Source organism: Salinibacterium sp. SWN139, from assembly GCF_015864625.1.
In the GTDB taxonomy this organism is placed as follows: domain Bacteria; phylum Actinomycetota; class Actinomycetes; order Actinomycetales; family Microbacteriaceae; genus Rhodoglobus.
This window is the reverse complement of sequence record NZ_JADYWV010000002.1, coordinates 638,947-655,526: the sequence shown is the minus strand read 5'-3', so window position 1 is coordinate 655,526 and position 16,580 is coordinate 638,947. Positions and strand designations below refer to the sequence as shown.

Genomic DNA, 16,580 nt, shown 5'->3' with positions numbered 1-16,580 from the left:
AGGGACTTCTATGGCCCAAAGAAAATCAGTACCTGATTCAGGCCTGAGGGGGTGTGGCCGCTTGTGGCGGACTATTTCGAATCTACGACAGGAGCGGACTCCTCCGCAGCGCTGACGACAATGTCATGCTCGGAATATCTTTCATCGGAGTTTACAACACCATCGGCACTCCAGACGTGACCGTCAACGTAGGCGCTCTTTTCGCGGCCGACATGACGACGTGACTGAACGATGTAAAGCACGATGCCGAGCGCGACTGTGAAGATTGCTCCCCAGACGTTCACGCGCAAACCGAAGTAGACCTCACTGGGGTCAATCCGAATGGACTCGAACCATGAGCGGCCGATGCCATACCAAATCATGTAGAGCGCCCACACCTTTCCCCACTGCAAGCGAACGGGGCCCACTGCGGTGAAGACGGGCACGGTGAGGCCGAGAACGTGCTTTTTCACGAAGCCATACTGGCGCTCCATCGTGAGCAAGAAGACAATACCGACAACGTTCCAGATCATTTCGTAGAGGAACGTCGGGTGGAATAGCGTATCGACCGGCAATCCCGCGGGAATCGCAGAGTTGCCTGCCTCGATCTCGAGGCCCCACGGCAACGCCGTCGGCTGACCGAAGAGTTCGTGATTGAAGTAGTTGCCGAGGCGGCCAATGGCCTGAGCGAGCAGAATTGCGGGAGCAAGTGCATCCGCAAAGCTCCAGAAACGGATGCCTGTCAGGCGAGCACCGATGTAGGCACCGACAGCGCCACCGATCAGCGATCCGAAGATGGCGTTGCCACCGTTCCAGATGCGAATGATCTCCCACGGGTCTGCGCCCTCGTAGAAGTAATCACCAGGATGGGTGAACACGTGGTACAAACGAGCGCCGACCAGGCCAAGCGGGACAGCCCAGATGATGATGTCAATGACGATCCCGGGCTCTGCACCGTGACGAGTCAATCGACGCGAGGTTAGCCACGTTGCCGCGACAATGCCGATCAGAATGCAGATCGCGTAGGTGTGAATCACGACCGTGCTGCCGAAATTAAGGCCCAGGTTGCTAAACCACTGGCCGAACGGGAGGGTAACGAGCGTCGCCCATGAATCAGGCGGACTGGGAATGCTCAACGGCACTAGTGACAAAACGGTGACCTTTCTGAACTGCGACTAAGCAAGAGTACCGGTCGAAAGCGACGCGGCCGTTTTAGCGACAGCATCCACCCCACCGGAAGACAACGCACTAACGAAAACGGACCCCACAATGGCGCCATCCGCGTAGGTGAGAACTTCGCGAACCTGCTCAGCAGTAGAGATGCCAAGCCCGACACATGCACTCGTGGAACCTGCCTGACGCAGGCGTGCCACGAGCGTTTTGGCGGCGATATCAACATCGGAACGAGCTCCAGTGATGCCCATGGTCGATACGGCATAGACAAAACCGGTGCTGGCCTCAACAGCGCGCACGAGACGTTCGTCACTGGATGACGGAGCGGCCAAGAAAATGCGGTCAAGACCCGTGCGCTCGGAGGCGGCAATCCACTCAGTGGCTTCATCACTCACGAGGTCAGGCGTAATGATGCCCGCTCCGCCAGCAGCCTTGAGTTCGTCAGCAAAACGGTCGACACCGTACTGCATGATCGGATTCCAATAGCTCATCAGAACCACCGGAGTCGACACTCGAGACGTGATCTCGGCGACCGCGTCGAACCCGTCTTGCAAACGGAAGCCGTTGGAAAGCGCGAGCTGGGTGGCCTTCTGAATAGCAGGGCCGTCCATGACGGGGTCTGAGTACGGCAGGCCAAGCTCAATGACGTCTACGCCATTCTCGGCGAGTGCCACAGCAGCTTCGATGCTCTCAGCAACGGTGGGAAAACCGACAGGCAAATAGCCGATGAGGGCACCCGCACGGTCACGATTGGCCTGAGCGATTGCTTCTTCTACAGCACTCATGCCTTCTCCCCCGGAGCGTTCTGCTCGTCGGCCGCCTTTTTATCGGACGCCTTCTTGTCGGCCGCTGCAGCTTTCTCGGCCGAATCGATCAGATCGAAGTATTCCGCCGCAGTTTCCATGTCTTTGTCGCCGCGACCGCTGAGGTTTACGAGGATGACCGAATCCGGGCCGAGTTCCTTGCCGAGCTTGATCGCGCCGGCGAGGGCATGTGCCGACTCGATCGCAGGAATGATTCCCTCGGTACGACTGAGCAGGCGCAGAGCCTCCATGGCTTCAGCATCGGTAATCGGCTCATAGTTGGCTCGACCGATGTCTTTCAGCCACGAATGCTCGGGACCTACTCCGGGGTAGTCGAGACCGGCAGAGATGGAGTGCGACTCGATTGTTTGGCCCTCAGCGTCTTGCAGCATGTAGCTGCGCGCGCCGTGGAGAACACCGGGACGACCGCGGGTGAGCGTAGCCGCGTGACGTTCCGTCAGGTGGCCCTCTCCAGCGGCCTCGTAGCCATAGAGCGCAACGTCAGCGTCGTCGAGGAAGGCGTGGAAGATACCCATGGCATTGCTGCCACCGCCAACACACGCCACGACGGCATCCGGTAGCGCGCCCGTCAGTTTCAGGACCTGTTCGCGAGCTTCATCACCAATAACGCGGTGGAAATCACGAACCATCACCGGGAACGGATGCGGACCGGCAACGGTACCCATGAGGTAGTGGCTGTCATCGACGTTGGCGACCCAATCGCGCAAGCCCTCGTTGATAGCGTCTTTGAGCGTGCGAGACCCTGCGGTGACCGGAATAACTTCGGCACCGAGCAGGCGCATGCGGGCAACATTGAGCGCTTGACGCTCAGTGTCGACCTCGCCCATGTAAACGACGCAAGACATGCCGAAGAGCGCAGCGGCGGTGGCCGTCGCCACACCGTGTTGTCCGGCGCCGGTCTCAGCAATGAGGCGGGTCTTGCCCAAGCGACGGGCAAGCAACGCCTGACCGAGCACATTGTTTATCTTGTGCGAACCCGTGTGGTTGAGGTCTTCACGCTTGAGGATGATGCGGGCTCCGCCCGCGTGCTCGGCAAACCGCGGGATCTCGGTGATGATCGACGGGCGACCGGTGTAGCTTGCGTGCAGCTCAGCAAGCTCAGCGGCAAACTCCGGGTCGTTCTTGGCTTCGTTATAGGCCGCGTCTAGTTCGTCGAGAGCAGCAATGAGCGACTCGGGAACGAATCGACCACCGAACTCACCAAAGTAGGGGCCTAGTTCATCTTTCAGCATTAGCAGTCCAAAAAGTCTTGCAACGTGGCGATCGGATCGCCAGTGACGAGAGCCTCGCCAACCAGAACGACATCGGCGCCCGCGTTGCGGTAGTGCGCGACATCAGCAGCCGTCTTGACTGCTGACTCTGCGATACGGATGACTCCGCTAGGAATCTGATCGGCAAGCTCACCAAAGAGATTCTGATCGAGTTCGAAGGTGCTCAAGTTGCGCGCGTTGACGCCGACAAGGCTGGCGCCAACATCGAGAGCACGAGAGACCTCGTCTGCGGAGTGTGTTTCGACGAGCGGCGTCATGCCCAGCTCGACGATGAGGTCGTAGAGACTGCGAAGCTTTTCCTGTTCCAGAGCGGCCACGATCAGCAAGACGAGGTCGGCACCAGCGGCACGCGCCTCGAACACCTGATAGGGCTCCGCGATGAAGTCCTTGCGAAGCACCGGAAGTCGCACGATCGATTTCACTGTCACGAGGTCTTCAAGAGAGCCGCCAAAGCGACGCTGTTCCGTCAGAACGCTAATTGCGCTTGCTCCGCCGGTTTGGTACGACGTCGCAAGAGAAGCGGGATCGCTAATTTCGGCCAACGCTCCGCGAGACGGGCTTGACCGTTTGATCTCCGCAATGATGTGCACCTGCTCGCGCGGAGCCAATGCCTCAAGCGCATCCAACGCCGGAAGCGCGTCAGCAGCAGCACGTTCTACATCAGCGAGGCTGACGGACTCACGGCGGACGGCGGCATCTTCGAGCGCGCCGTCAACTAAATCGGAGAGCACTCTAACTGTGAGGCTTGGGGGTGAGCTTGTCTCCACCCACGCCATAGCCAAGCTTCTTCAGCACCTGGCCAACAATGAGACCAACGACGACCAGCCCAGCCGATGCGAATACGAGCCACGCAAGGTTGAACCAAAAAGCGAAGGTTCCGATCGTGAACGCGACCAACATGATCACTACGGCGGTCCATGCCGCCGGGGAATTTCCGTGGCCGGGGTCAGTATCAGTACTCATCAGGCTCCATTCTTTGCTGATCCTAAATTGTAGCGGGAGTAACCCGCTCGGCGTTGCCAATCAGCCCTTAGTCGGGTCTATTCCTCGACTTTGAGCATCCCACTGCGATGCCGGATCATCGGCAACGACAGCGGTAGTTCGATCATATTTCTTGGTCGCGGTAGGCCAGTGCTTCGCCGAAACAGCGGCCGCAACACCGACAACCATGATGAGGATTCCAGCGATGAGCGCCGTAACCGACCACACACTGCCGTCGACGCCAACCACTAAGGCCCGAATCGACTCAATACCGCTGATGCCGGTCGCTTCGGTAATCAACTCGGATGCCGCTCGCGCCGGATCAGCCAACGTTGCCTGACTGACTGCAACGACAATCCCGCCGACGATGGCGGCGATGACGCCGAGAACGCGGCGCAGGAACACCGACGCGATACCGAGGGCAGCGACGAGAGCAAACGTTGAGAGCGCGAGCGCAGCCAGCGCTCCCGCAACGTCGCTGCCGAGAACCTCAACGCTCACGTCATTCTGGAGGGTGATCGTGAACCAGCGTTGCGTCCACGAGAGCATCACCACTGCGCCAAGCAGCACCAGGCTGCTCAGCACGATCGAACGTGAGCGTTTCCAGTTCATGAACTGAGGTGAGTCATCGCGTTAGCGACCGCGACAGCGCGAAGGGGCGCCGCAGCCTTGTTCTGAGCCTCTTGGTGCTCGGCGGCCGGATCTGAATCGGCGACAAGGCCGGCTCCGGCTTGAACGCGAGCAACGCCATCCACGATCGTTACTGTGCGGATAGCGATCGCGAGATCAGCATCACCGGCGAAGTCGAAGTAGCCAACGACTCCCCCGTACACACCGCGCTGAGCCGGTTCGAGTTCATCGATAATCTCGAGGGCGCGAGGCTTGGGTGCGCCCGAGAGCGTGCCAGCAGGAAATGTAGCGCGAAATACATCGACGGCGGAGGCTTCAGGCCTCAGATCGCCTTCGACGGACGATACGAGGTGCATGATGTGGCTAAAGCGCTCAACCTGCATGAATTCGGTGACGGCGACGGTTCCCGGCGTGCAGACCTTCAAGAGGTCATTGCGCGCGAGGTCGACAAGCATCAGATGTTCGGCACGTTCTTTCGTGTCGGCCAGTAGCTCTTCGGCAAGTTCGAGGTCGCGCTCGGTGTCAGCCCCACGCGGTCGCGAACCCGCGATCGGATGCATGTGCACCCGCTTCTGGGAAACCTTCACGAGTGCTTCAGGACTCGCGCCGACGATCGAATACGGACGGCCATCCATGTCGACAAGCGACAGTAAGTACATATAGGGCGACGGGTTGAGAGTGCGCAAGACGCGGTAGACGTCGAGCGGCGTCGCCGAAACCTCGTGGTCGAAGCGCTGCGAGATCACGACTTGGAAGACATCCCCATCGCGGATGAACTCCTTCGACTTCTCGATCGCCGTGGCATACTCTGCCGGCGTGGAGCGCGAAGTCGGCTCCGGATCGATCTCGATATCTACATCAGCGAGAAAGGCATCCGTGGGTTGAGCAAGACCAGACTGGAGCACGTCGAGTCGAGATTGGGTTTCCGCCCACATCTCCTCCGGGTCTTGGTGCCCGTCATTCAGCGCAGTCGAGATGAGCATGACCGTGCCGAAACGGTGGTCGAGCACAACGAGATCGGAAACGAAGCTCAGCGCCTGGCTCGGAACCTCGAAGTCAGCGGGCGGCGCATCGGGAAGGTTCTCCAGCTCGCGAACGGCTTCCCACCCGATGAAGCCGACAAGACCACCGGTGAGCGGTGGGTGGCCCTCAACTCGGGGCGTCTTCCAACGCTCGTTGAGATGCGCGAGTGCTTCGAGAGGAGCCGTCGGGCAATCGTCGCCGAGGATGCGCTCGCGCGGCATCCCATAATCGATCCACTCGACGCCGTGATCGTGTTGGGTAAGAACACCGAAGCTGGCGACGCCCACGAACGAGAATCGCGACCAGATGCCTCCCTGACCTGCCGACTCAAGCAAAAACGTTCCCGGGTTTGCCTTGGCGAGCTTGCGATAGACGCCGACGGGGGTTTCACCGTCGGCAAAAAGCTGACGGATGACGGGCACAACACGATGACCGCTGGCGACCAGCGACTCAAATTCTTCGCGACTCGTCGTGCTATTCATCGGAGAACCCTTGGTGCGGCAGGAGCGGATCTACTTCGAAGCACGAGTGTGCGCCGGTGTGGCATGCCGGACCGACCTGCTCGACGCCGACTAACAGTGCGTCGCGGTCGCAGTCGAGGGCAGCGGTGCGCACGTACTGGCGGTGTCCGCTCGTGTCGCCCTTGCGCCATAGCTCTTGGCGGCTACGGCTATAAAACGTCACGCGACCCTCGGTTAGCGTTCGGGTCAGCGCCTCAGCGTTCATGTAGCCAAGCATGAGTACCTCTTTGGTGTCCCACTGCTGAATGATCGCCGGCAACAAACCATCGGCGGCGAACTGTGCGCGTTCGAGCACATCGCTGACGGTCTCCAGAGTGAGTTCGTCGCTCATCGTGTAACCAATCCATGACTGTTGAGTGAAGCTTTAACGTCTCCTACTGTCAACTGCCGACTGTGGAAAACGGATGCTGCGAGCACAGCATCAGCGCCGGCATCGATGGCCGGCGCGAAGTGTTCGACTTTGCCCGCTCCACCACTGGCGATGACCGGGACGGTCGCAAACTCGCTGATCGCGGACACAAGTTCGAGGTCAAAGCCCTCTTTCGTGCCATCCGCATCGATGGAATTGACGAGCAACTCGCCCGCTCCGCGCTCCATGGCTTCACGAGCCCACTCGAGCGCGTCGCGGTCTGTCTCGGTGCGACCACCGTGAGTAGTGACGATCCAGCCATCGCCGCGGCGTTTGATGTCGAGGCTCAGCACGAGGACCTGTGCCCCAAAACGGTGAGCGATGTCATCAATGAGCTGCGGGCGAGCAAGCGCAGCGCTATTGACGCCGACTTTGTCTGCGCCGTGGGCGAGGAGTTTGGAGACATCATCTGGCTCACGCACTCCGCCGCCGACAGTCAGGGGAATAAAGATTTGCTCGGCGGCGGAGCGTACGACTTCGTACATCGTCGCGCGACCTTCGACCGTGGCTGTCACGTCGAGAAACGTCACTTCGTCGGCGCCCTGCTCGTAGTACAGCCGAGCGAGAGAAACTGGATCGCCCGCGTCTCGCAAGTCTTTGAAGTTGACGCCTTTGACGACGCGACCGTCGGCGACATCGAGGCAGGGAATGACCCGAACTGCGACCGCCACTTTAGATCCTCGCTGCGTGAATCGCGCTGACCAAGATCGCGCGCGCCCCAACCGCGTGAAGCTCGTCCATGACCTGATTAGTATCGACGCGACGCACCATTGAGCGCACCGCAACCCACGCAGGGTCTTGGAGCGGAGAAACGGTTGGACTCTCGATACCGGGCGTTACCTTCGTTGCGGCCTCGAGGAGCGCAACCGGAACGTCGTAGTCGATGAGTACATATTGGCGAGCGACAAGCACGCCCTGGAGGCGACGCTGGAGTGTCGCGCTGCCGTCAACTTCGTTGCCTGAGCTAATCAATACAGCGGTTGAATCGAGGATGACGGGACCGAAGATTTCGAGACCCTGTGCCCGCAGCGTCGAACCTGTCGATACGACGTCGGCCACAGCATCCGCAACTCCGAGTCGGATCGCTGACTCAACAGCACCATCAAGACTGACGAGCTCGGCTGTCACACCGTGACGCTCCAGGAAGGCGCCCACGAGGCCGGCATAGCTGGTGGCAACGCGAACTCCGTTGAGGTCCGAAAGCTCAGTGAAGCGACCAGGCTCACCCGCAAAGCGGAAGGTGGAATCGCCAAAGTTGAGGCTGGCGATCTCTGTCGCGGTGGATCCGGAATCCAACAGGAGGTCTCGGCCGGTAATTCCTACGTCGAGGGCTCCAGAGCCCACGTAGGTCGCGATATCGCGTGGGCGAAGGTAGAAAAATTCGACGCCGTTGCGTTCATCGCGCACATTGAGTGCGCGCGGGTCGCGACGGCCAACGTAGCCCGCTTCGTAGAGCATTTCGGAAGCGGTCTCGCTCAGTGAACCCTTATTGGGCACTGCAACTCTTAACATGTCAGCTCTCAGTCAATTGGTGCGAAAAGGGGGCGTCGAGGCGTTAGAGATGTCGCCAGACGTCCTCAGGGCTGAGCCCCTTGGCAACCATCAGAACCTGAAGGTGATAAATCAGTTGGGAGATTTCGTCCGCGGTTTCTTCGTCAGACTGGTATTCGGCTGCCATCCACACTTCGGCAGCCTCTTCTACGACCTTCTTGCCGATCGCATGCACGCCAGCATCCCAGAGGGCAACCGAACCAGAGTCGGCGGGGCGTTCTACCGCTTTGCGGCTGAGTTCAGCAAAAAGTGCATCAAAGTCTTTCACACGTCAAGGGTACCGCCCCGGAGGGCGGTCCCTTGCCGCATGACGACTAACGCGTGGTGACTAGTTCGTGCCGAGCAGGTCGATGACGAACGTCAACGTGCGTCCGGAGAGCTGATGCCCTCCGCCAGCAGGCCCGTACGCAAGGTGCGGCGGGCAGATGAGCTGGCGACGGCCGCCCACCTTCATGCCGGGGATTCCTTCTTGCCACCCGCTAATGAGAGCCATGAGGGGGAAGTTGATGGACTCACCCCGGCTCCAGGAAGAGTCAAACTCTTCGAGAGTCTCAAAGTCGACGCCCAAGTAGTGCACGTCGACGGTAGAACCAGCAGTTGCTTCTGCGCCGGTTCCCTCTTCAATGTCAATAATGACGAGTTCGGTGGGGGCATCGCCCGCGTAGAACTCGACCTCTGGCTTAGTTTTTCCTGAATCGGTCATGCGACCAGTCAACCAGAAGAGCAGACAGAATCAGCGCTAGCGGATGCCCTGTATGCAGATGTTCGCTCTCGGCGGTGTGGACGAGAGCGCGCGGCTGTTTAGTGGCGGTGCGCGCTGGCGCGCTCACGGAGCTCAGAGACACGCAACGAAGGATCATCTCCGCGATAGACCGAAGAACCCGCGACAAAAGTGTCAGCGCCCGCGGCGGCAGCAATCTCAATCGTGCGCTCATCGACACCGCCATCAACTTCGAGCCACACGTCGAGACCGCGCTTGTCGACCAGATCCCGCAGCTGTCGCAGCTTCGGCATTGTCTCTTCCATAAAGCTTTGGCCGCCAAAACCCGGTTCGACCGTCATCACGAGAACCTGGTCGAATTCCTCGAGCAACTCGAGGTAGGGCTCGATAGCGGTGCCCGGCTTGACCGCGATGCCCGCTCGCGCACCCTTCGCCCGCAGCGTGCGGGCGAGAGCCACCGCATCCGCCGCCGCTTCGGCGTGGAAAGTGACGCCATAGGCGCCGAGGTCAGCGTACTCGGGGGCCCAGCGGTCGGGATCGGTGATCATCAGATGCACATCGAGCGGGATTGCTGAGACCTGCTGAATTCGCTCCGTCATTTGAAGACCGAACGTGAGGTTGGGCACAAAATGGTTGTCCATGATGTCAACGTGGACGAAATCCGCATTCGAAATTTTCGCGATATCGCGCTCAAGGTTGACGAAATCGGCGGCGAGAATACTGGGGCTAATACGCACTGACATACCGAGAGCCTATCTAGGAGTCTGCTTTGGCGAGGAGTTGGATGAACATGGCATCTGTGCCATGACGGTGCGGCCAGAGCTGGACATGAGTTGCCTCCGGCAGGTCGAGTTCTACTTTCGAGAAACTCTGAACCACGGATGGCGTATCCATCTTGGTGATGCCCTCGGCCTTGCGCAGCACAGAACCGACAATCGCCTTGGTCTCAGCGGCATGGGGCGAGCAGGTGACATATGCCAACACTCCACCCGGTTTCAGCGCCTTCAGCGCTGATTGCAGCAACGCCGTCTGAATCGCGCCCAGCTGAGCGACATCGCCGGGTTGTTTACGCCAGCGAGCTTCAGGGCGGCGGCGAAGCGCGCCAAGGCCGGTGCATGGCGCATCGAGAAGGATACGATCGAACTGCTCGGGATGCTCCTCGCCGATATCGATGCCGTCTTTCTCCCAGACCTCGGGCGGAGCGTCGAAGACCGCGAGGGCGTTGCGAACGAGCTTGGCGCGGGCCGGAATCAGTTCGTTGGCGGTGAGCACGGCACCACCCTCCAGAGCTTCCGCGGCCAGCAGAGCGGCTTTACCGCCGGGGCCGGCACACATATCGAGCCACGACTCCCCCGCCAGTATGGGCCGAACGCGGCTGAGCGCGAGTGCCGCGATCTGCGATCCTTCGTCTTGCACTCGAGCCCGCCCTGCCGCAATTGCCGAGTTCTTCGACGGGTCTCCTTCGCGCAAGGTTCCGCCCACCGGTGAATATTCTGCCGGCGTGACATCGATGTCGGCGATCTCCGAAAAACCAGGAAGCGCCGCGACCGAAACCCGGGCGGGAACGTTGTCTGCTGCGAGCAACCCTTCGAGCTCAGCTTCGCGACCCTCGGCAACCAACACCTGCCGAAAGGCCCGGGTCACCCACAACGGATGCGAATACGTCACCGCAAGAGCTTGCTCCCCCGAGCTAGCAGCACCAATCACTCGCTCGCGCCAGGTATCAGCATCGTGCTTAGTGATCGCGCGCAGCACCGCGTTGACAAACCCAACCGCGGAACGCGAGCCAATCGTCTTTGCGAGGCGCACCGACTCATCCACTGCCGCGTGCGAGGGAACGCGCATCGACAGCAACTGATGCGTGGCGAGTCGCAACACGTCGAGCACAGGCGGGTCAATCTTGGAGACATCGCGGCCAGCCGCCTGAGCGATTACCGCGTCGTAGTAGCCCTGCATACGCAAGGTGCCGTAGGTCAGTTCGGTAGCAAGCCCGGCATCCGCGCTCGACAGTTTCGCGCGCTCAAGATGCACGGGAAGCAGGAGGTTCGCGTACGCATCCGACTCGCGCACCGCCATGATGACGTCGAGCGCGACCCGACGGGCTGACTGTGCGTAGCTCACGAAGCCACCACCTCTGATTCTGAGTTAAGGCCGCGCCACCAGGCTGCGGCATCCATTGCTTTACGTCCCTCGGGATGAACCCGGAGAAGCTCGAGCGGTTCGGTTGCGGTACCGACCAGAACCTTCTTGCCGACGAAATCGAAGTGCCCCGGCGCGAGAGTCGGGACGTCGCGAGCGATCGCGGCCTCAAGAACCTTGAGCCGTGCTCCGTCGATTGTCGTCGAGGCACCGGGTTCGGGAGTCACGCCACGAATGCGGTTGTGCACTGTCTGAGCGGGCTCTGTCCAGTCGATGCGCCCATCTTCGAGCGACAACTTGGGCGCGAGAGTCACGTCGCCGGTCTGCGGAACCGCGGTGGCAGTGCCTGCGCCAATGGAATCGACCACGCCCCTGAGCAAATCAGCGCCCGAGAAGGACAGCTGCTGCAGGAGCGAACCTGCTGTTTGCTGGGCGCCAATCGGTTCAGTCATCGTCGCGAAAACATCGCCAGCATCGAGCTGTTCGACGAGTTGAAAGACGGCTGCGCCTGAAACGGCATCGCCGGCCATGATCGCGCGCTGCACCGGTGCAGCCCCGCGCCAGTGCGGCAAGAGGGAGAAATGCAGGTTGATCCAGCCGAGCCGCGGAATCGTGAGAACCGAAGCCGGAACAAGCCCGCCGTAGGCCACGATCACACCCAGATCAACAGTGAGGTCAGTAATCGCGGATGCCGCAGCGGCGTCGAGCCGATTGGCTCGAATCACGCTGATTCCGGCTTCTTCAGCGCGTGCGGCCACTGGCGTCGGTGTCATGACGCGTCGGCGACCCTGCGGTGAGTCGGTGCGGGTGAGGACGCCAGCCACCTCGTGCTCGGAGTTCACAAGCGCGTCGAGACTGGGAACAGCAACCTCGGGGCTACCGGCAAAAAGAAGTCGCAACGAAGTCATCCCCCAATTGTCTCGTGAAATAGCGCGAACGGGTGCACGCTGGGGCTACAGGTCGACAAACGGTTCCAGATCGTCGAGATGAACGCGAAGCCCGGGCGTCGGCTGGCTGGAGCGTGGAGCCCCCGGTTTGCGGCTGCTGCGGGAGACCGTCGTGGCCGCCACCACGAGTGCTTTGAGTTGCTCAGCGACGGCTGCTCCGTCTTTGTAATCGAAACGGATGATGGTGCGAACCAGCCCATCGGGCAGATCGACGGGGCCGAGCACATCGAGCGCAGCGACCGGCAGCTGGCTAATCGCATCCGAAACGAGCGGAATTTTTCCCGTGAGAGTTGCGACTCGCACTGCCGGCGGAAACCGCAACTCACGGCGATCGGCGAGTTCAGCTTGAGCGAAATCTTCTTGGCGCCACGTGACAAGTGCTGTCGCGAGTGAGCCGCCGACCCCAACAACGACCGAGGGGGCGCCATCCGCGCCGAGAGCAATCGCGTTCGACCACGCTCGAAGACAGTCCTCGGCAACACGCAAACTCTCTCGCGCCAACATTCCGGCGCCGTCAAGCAGGATGACGGCGCGGTAGCCGCCCTCTGCGATCGGCTCAGCACCTCGAGTCGCAATGATGAGCGATGGCTCGTTGGCCACCGTGAGGATCTGATGCTCACCATCGGCGACGATCACTCGATAGCCAGGGAAGGCGCGTCCTAGTTCGTCGGCGGTACGGCCGGTGCCCGATCCAACCATGCGCAGTCGGGTGCCGTCACATTCACGACAGCGCCACTTGACGGCAAGCGCGCCACACCAGACGCAGCTGGGAGTCGCCGATGCCGACCGTTGCGCAAGCGGACCGGCGCACGTGGTGCAGCGGGCAGTCTGCGAGCATTCGGCGCACGCCAAGCGGGGCGCGTAGCCGGGGCGCGCCACCTGCACGAGCACGGGACCTTCGTCGAGCCCGGCGCGCGCCGCCTTCCACGCTGATGAGGGAATACGAGCAAGGGCCGCCAGGCGGTCTTGGCTCTCCTGGTTTGCAGTGGGGATGACCTTCGGCGGTCGAATGCCGCCGGGGCTGATGGCCGCTAGCCACCCCACTTCAACGAGTCGTTGCACTTCAGTGCTACGCGAATGGCTCATGAACACCAGCGAACAGTGCTGTTGTTCTTGGCGGAGCAGTGCGGCATCCCTAGTGTGGATATACGGCGTGAGATTTTCGCTGTAGAGCGGGTCGCCGTCGTCCCACACTACGATCAACCCGAGGTTAGACGCTGGCGCATACACTGCAGAGCGATTGCCGATGATGACGAACGGGGTGTCTTCGTGGGTGCGCAGAAAGTTGCCGTAGCGTTTCTGAACGCTCTGGCGAGCATCCAATCTCAACACGCGTTCAGCGGGCAGCAGAGCACCGACGGCTGCCTCAAGTTGTTCCTGATCACGAAAGTCGGGGGTCGCCAGAATCGCGGTCGTGCCGCGAGCAAGAGCCTGCGAGGCGAGTTCGGCCATCGTGACAGCCCAACGGCCAACCCACACGCCAGGAGCGACCTCTGCTACGCCGGTCGGTGCGGCCAGCGCGGCCCGCTTGTGCTCGGCGATAAGAGTGCCGATGGCACCCGCGTCGAAGTACGACACTGCATGCGCTTCAGGGGGCGGATCGTAGGTAACCGTCGCGGGGTCGGGAAGTGACTTCTCCGCCCGAGCGTGACGTTTCGGGATGCCCAACCGCAGCACATCGGCTGCGTTGCCGGCCGCTCGATCCGCCGCCGTGCGCGCCAGAGTCCACACCTCTGGAGACAACACGGGGAACGGAGAGATTACCGCTTCGAGATCGCTGAGCTTGCCTGCGTAGGCGACAGTATCGGTGAGTTCAACAATCCAGCCCTCCACAAGCCGGCCGAGCGTGCGCAGCGGAACCTTGACGCGAACGCCAGCGCGCGCCTCGGCACGAAACTTCTCGGGAACCGCGTAGTCAAAGAGTCTGTCGAGTTGAGGCAGCGGCGAATCAATGAGCACCCGAGCGATGGATGCTTCACTCATCTCTACAGCCCGGCGGCCCCGCGAAGAGCCTCAACGCGGTCAAGACGCTCCCACGTGAACTCAGGAAGCTCACGACCGAAGTGACCGTAGGTTGCAGTCTTCGCGTAAATGGGGCGCAAGAGATCGAGATCGCGGATGATCGCGCCCGGGCGCAGATCGAATACCTCATGGATCGCGCCCAGAATGGCCTCGTCAGAAACATGACCGGTACCAAAGGTTTCGACGTACAGGCTGACCGGTGCTGCCCGGCCAATCGCGTAGGCGATTTGCACTTCGAGACGATCAGCAAGACCTGCGGCAACCGCATTCTTCGCGACCCAGCGCATGGCATAGGTCGCCGAACGGTCAACCTTCGAGGGGTCTTTGCCGCTGAATGCTCCCCCACCGTGACGGGATGCCCCACCGTAAGTATCAACAATGACCTTGCGACCGGTGACCCCGGCATCACCCTGAGGGCCACCAATTTCGAAACGGCCGCTTGGGTTCACAATGGATTGCAGGTTCGACAGATCGAGGCCGGCGCTTTCTGCAATCGGTCGCACGACGAGTTCTTCGATCTCACGACGCAACTGGGCGGTTGAAACAGACGGCGAATGCTGCGTCGACAACACGACGGTCTCAATGCTGCGCGGCACCGATCCCTCGTAGCCCACGGTGACCTGAGTCTTTCCGTCGGGACGCAAATAGTCGACCAAGCCCTCCTTGCGCACAGCCGCGAGACGCTCGGCCATGCGGTGAGCAAACCACACAGGGGCAGGCATGAGCTGCGGAGTCTCGTTAGTGGCGTATCCGAACATGACACCCTGGTCGCCGGCACCCAAGACATCCAGCGAGTCTGTTGAATTGCCTTCACGCGCTTCGAGCGCACGATCAACACCCTGAGCGATGTCGGGAGACTGGGCACCAATCGACACGGATACGCCGCACGAACGACCATCAAAGCCAACATCAGACGAGTTGTAACCGATTGAAGAAATGCGATCGCGCACGATGGCGGGGATGTCGGCATAGCCGGTTGTCGTCACTTCACCAGCGACATGCACGAGCCCCGTTGTCACGAGAGTCTCAACAGCGACCCGAGCACTCGGGTCTTCTTCGAGCAAAGCGTCAAGAATGCTGTCACTGATCTGATCACAGATCTTGTCGGGGTGTCCCTCGGTAACAGACTCCGAGGTGAAGGTGCGCAGGGGCGAAGTCATAAGCCGTCTCCGGTAGTGATGAATGGATATCAGCGGGCTGCGAACACAAGATCCAGAATGCGGTGAGCCACCGACAACTTGCTTCCGCTTGCCTCACCCACTCTATCGCCGACCTTATCGATGACGATCACGGTGTTACGGTCTGAGGCGAAACCTTCAGTCCACCCGACGCGGTTGATGACCAAGAAATCACAGCCCTTACGCGCGATCTTTGCGCGGCCCAGCTCAAGTAGCGCAGCGTCGTGCGCCTCGGTCTCGGCAGCGAAGCCAACGACGATTTGGCTCTCGGGGCTCTCTGCCGCCAGACCACGCAAAATGTCAGGGTTTTCTTCAAGACGCAACTCGAGGGTGCTCGAATCGCTGCGCTTCTTGATTTTGGATTGCGCAGTCTCCGCTGGACGGTAGTCGGCAACCGCCGCCGCCATAATGATGGCGTCGGCCGACTTCGCTTCAGCCTGCACCGCTGACTGCAATTCCAGAGTCGTAGACACCTGAACGCATCGAACCCCGACAGGAAGCGGAACCTCAAGATTCGCGGCGATGAGGGTGACATCAGCGCCGCGCGCCGCTGCGGCCATAGCCAGAGCAACGCCCTGTTTGCCGCTTGAACGATTGCCAATGAAGCGCACCGGATCGAGGGGTTCCCGAGTGCCGCCGGCCGTAACCAGCACCGAACGACCGACGAGGTCGCGCGACGAGACCACCGTCTCAAGAACCGCGGCGACGATGTCGCTTGGCTCAGACATCCGACCGGGCCCGCTATCGGAACCAGTCAGCTGACCGGATTCTGGCCCAACGATGCGGATGCCACGCGAACGCAGCGTCTCGATGTTGGCGACCGTCGCCGGGTTCTGCCACATCTCGGTGTGCATCGCGGGCGCCACAATCACGGGCGCTCGAGTGGCAAGGATGGTGTTGCCGAGGAAGTCACTCGCGTGACCGGTAGCGATCTTAGCGATCGTGTTCGCAGTAGCGGGAGCGACGATGATGACGTCTGCGGCTTGGCCGACAGAGACGTGCCGCACCTCATCCACGCCCTCGTAGAGGTCAGTGTGGACGGGATTGCGGCTGATTGCTTCAAGAGTAGGCAGCCCTACGAACTTGAGGGCGTTGCTCGTGGCCACGACATGGACGTCGTGGCCCGCGAGCACCAGCTCACGCACAACGGAAACCGCCTTATAGGCAGCTATTCCGCCGGAGATCCCGACGACAATGTTGAGCGCGGCCAC

At 61.0% G+C, this 16,580-nt stretch carries 18 protein-coding genes; all 18 read right to left on the bottom strand.

Features of this window, described 5'->3' with window-relative positions:
* Positions 1 to 71: 71 nt before the first annotated feature.
* The 18 genes from lgt to coaBC all read right to left on the bottom strand — a co-directional run bounded on the left by lgt (position 72) and on the right by coaBC (position 16,580).
* Positions 72 to 1,121 (bottom strand): prolipoprotein diacylglyceryl transferase, encoded by a 1,050-nt coding sequence (gene lgt, locus I6E74_RS08295; protein WP_197124638.1) that lies wholly within the window; start codon positions 1,119 to 1,121, stop codon positions 72 to 74.
* Between the two features lie 33 nt (positions 1,122 to 1,154).
* A complete protein-coding gene (gene trpA, locus I6E74_RS08290) occupies positions 1,155 to 1,937 on the bottom strand; it encodes a tryptophan synthase subunit alpha (RefSeq protein ID WP_197124636.1) in 783 nt (260 codons plus the stop codon).
* Entirely contained in the window at positions 1,934 to 3,208 is a 1,275-nt protein-coding gene (gene trpB, locus I6E74_RS08285) for a tryptophan synthase subunit beta (RefSeq protein WP_197124634.1), read from the bottom strand. Before trpB ends, trpA begins: the two co-directional genes overlap by 4 nt.
* On the bottom strand, positions 3,208 to 3,978 hold the full coding sequence (trpC, locus tag I6E74_RS08280) for an indole-3-glycerol phosphate synthase TrpC (RefSeq protein ID WP_197124632.1): 771 nt from the start codon (positions 3,976 to 3,978) through the stop codon (positions 3,208 to 3,210). The genes trpB and trpC overlap by 1 nt, the downstream gene beginning before the upstream one ends.
* Before the next feature lies 1 nt (position 3,979).
* Complete coding sequence (locus tag I6E74_RS08275) at positions 3,980 to 4,210, bottom strand: DUF6704 family protein (protein WP_197124630.1); 231 nt, start codon at positions 4,208 to 4,210, stop codon at positions 3,980 to 3,982.
* A 60-nt stretch (positions 4,211 to 4,270) separates the two neighbouring features.
* Positions 4,271 to 4,840 (bottom strand): Trp biosynthesis-associated membrane protein, encoded by a 570-nt coding sequence (locus tag I6E74_RS08270; protein ID WP_197124628.1) that lies wholly within the window; start codon positions 4,838 to 4,840, stop codon positions 4,271 to 4,273.
* Positions 4,837 to 6,363, bottom strand: coding sequence for an anthranilate synthase component I (locus tag I6E74_RS08265; protein ID WP_197124626.1), 1,527 nt, complete (start codon positions 6,361 to 6,363; stop codon positions 4,837 to 4,839). The genes I6E74_RS08270 and I6E74_RS08265 overlap by 4 nt, the downstream gene beginning before the upstream one ends.
* Positions 6,356 to 6,733 (bottom strand): phosphoribosyl-AMP cyclohydrolase, encoded by a 378-nt coding sequence (gene hisI / locus I6E74_RS08260; RefSeq protein ID WP_197124624.1) that lies wholly within the window; start codon positions 6,731 to 6,733, stop codon positions 6,356 to 6,358. Before hisI ends, I6E74_RS08265 begins: the two co-directional genes overlap by 8 nt.
* Positions 6,730 to 7,482, bottom strand: a complete 753-nt coding sequence (hisF, locus tag I6E74_RS08255; RefSeq protein ID WP_197124622.1) for an imidazole glycerol phosphate synthase subunit HisF — start codon at positions 7,480 to 7,482, stop codon at positions 6,730 to 6,732. Before hisF ends, hisI begins: the two co-directional genes overlap by 4 nt.
* Position 7,483: 1 nt before the next feature.
* Positions 7,484 to 8,323 (bottom strand): ATP phosphoribosyltransferase, encoded by an 840-nt coding sequence (hisG, locus tag I6E74_RS08250; RefSeq protein WP_197124621.1) that lies wholly within the window; start codon positions 8,321 to 8,323, stop codon positions 7,484 to 7,486.
* Between the two features lie 43 nt (positions 8,324 to 8,366).
* Positions 8,367 to 8,630 (bottom strand): phosphoribosyl-ATP diphosphatase, encoded by a 264-nt coding sequence (locus I6E74_RS08245; protein ID WP_197124619.1) that lies wholly within the window; start codon positions 8,628 to 8,630, stop codon positions 8,367 to 8,369.
* Between the two features lie 60 nt (positions 8,631 to 8,690).
* Positions 8,691 to 9,065: an FKBP-type peptidyl-prolyl cis-trans isomerase gene (locus I6E74_RS08240; RefSeq protein ID WP_197105681.1), complete on the bottom strand. Its 375-nt coding sequence runs from the start codon at positions 9,063 to 9,065 to the stop codon at positions 8,691 to 8,693.
* Positions 9,066 to 9,163: 98 nt separating this feature from the next.
* A complete protein-coding gene (rpe, locus tag I6E74_RS08235) occupies positions 9,164 to 9,826 on the bottom strand; it encodes a ribulose-phosphate 3-epimerase (RefSeq protein WP_197124617.1) in 663 nt (220 codons plus the stop codon).
* Positions 9,827 to 9,839: 13 nt separating this feature from the next.
* Positions 9,840 to 11,204 (bottom strand): RsmB/NOP family class I SAM-dependent RNA methyltransferase, encoded by a 1,365-nt coding sequence (locus I6E74_RS08230; RefSeq protein WP_197124615.1) that lies wholly within the window; start codon positions 11,202 to 11,204, stop codon positions 9,840 to 9,842.
* The gene (gene fmt, locus I6E74_RS08225; protein ID WP_197125251.1) at positions 11,201 to 12,121 is read right to left on the bottom strand and encodes a methionyl-tRNA formyltransferase; all 921 of its coding nucleotides are present in this window, start codon (positions 12,119 to 12,121) and stop codon (positions 11,201 to 11,203) included. Before fmt ends, I6E74_RS08230 begins: the two co-directional genes overlap by 4 nt.
* Before the next feature lie 54 nt (positions 12,122 to 12,175).
* A complete protein-coding gene (locus I6E74_RS08220) occupies positions 12,176 to 14,152 on the bottom strand; it encodes a primosomal protein N' (protein ID WP_197124613.1) in 1,977 nt (658 codons plus the stop codon).
* 2 nt (positions 14,153 to 14,154) lie between these two features.
* Positions 14,155 to 15,351, bottom strand: coding sequence for a methionine adenosyltransferase (metK, locus tag I6E74_RS08215; protein ID WP_197124611.1), 1,197 nt, complete (start codon positions 15,349 to 15,351; stop codon positions 14,155 to 14,157).
* 29 nt (positions 15,352 to 15,380) lie between these two features.
* Complete coding sequence (gene coaBC / locus I6E74_RS08210; RefSeq protein ID WP_197124609.1) at positions 15,381 to 16,580, bottom strand: bifunctional phosphopantothenoylcysteine decarboxylase/phosphopantothenate--cysteine ligase CoaBC; 1,200 nt, start codon at positions 16,578 to 16,580, stop codon at positions 15,381 to 15,383.

Bases quoted from the DNA above. Each gene is read 5' to 3' on its own strand.
- I6E74_RS08265 (WP_197124626.1), bottom strand. From the start codon at position 6,363: ATGAATAGCACGACGAGTCGCGAAGAATTTGAGTCGCTGGTCGCCAGC.
- I6E74_RS08240 (WP_197105681.1), bottom strand. From the start codon at position 9,065: ATGACCGATTCAGGAAAAACTAAGCCAGAGGTCGAGTTCTACGCGGGC.
- I6E74_RS08220 (WP_197124613.1), bottom strand. From the start codon at position 14,152: ATGAGTGAAGCATCCATCGCTCGGGTGCTCATTGATTCGCCGCTGCCT.
- I6E74_RS08270 (WP_197124628.1), bottom strand. From the start codon at position 4,840: ATGAACTGGAAACGCTCACGTTCGATCGTGCTGAGCAGCCTGGTGCTG.
- hisI (WP_197124624.1), bottom strand. From the start codon at position 6,733: ATGAGCGACGAACTCACTCTGGAGACCGTCAGCGATGTGCTCGAACGC.
- trpA (WP_197124636.1), bottom strand. From the start codon at position 1,937: ATGAGTGCTGTAGAAGAAGCAATCGCTCAGGCCAATCGTGACCGTGCG.
- metK (WP_197124611.1), bottom strand. From the start codon at position 15,351: ATGACTTCGCCCCTGCGCACCTTCACCTCGGAGTCTGTTACCGAGGGA.
- hisG (WP_197124621.1), bottom strand. From the start codon at position 8,323: ATGTTAAGAGTTGCAGTGCCCAATAAGGGTTCACTGAGCGAGACCGCT.
- trpB (WP_197124634.1), bottom strand. From the start codon at position 3,208: ATGCTGAAAGATGAACTAGGCCCCTACTTTGGTGAGTTCGGTGGTCGA.
- rpe (WP_197124617.1), bottom strand. From the start codon at position 9,826: ATGTCAGTGCGTATTAGCCCCAGTATTCTCGCCGCCGATTTCGTCAAC.
- I6E74_RS08275 (WP_197124630.1), bottom strand. From the start codon at position 4,210: ATGAGTACTGATACTGACCCCGGCCACGGAAATTCCCCGGCGGCATGG.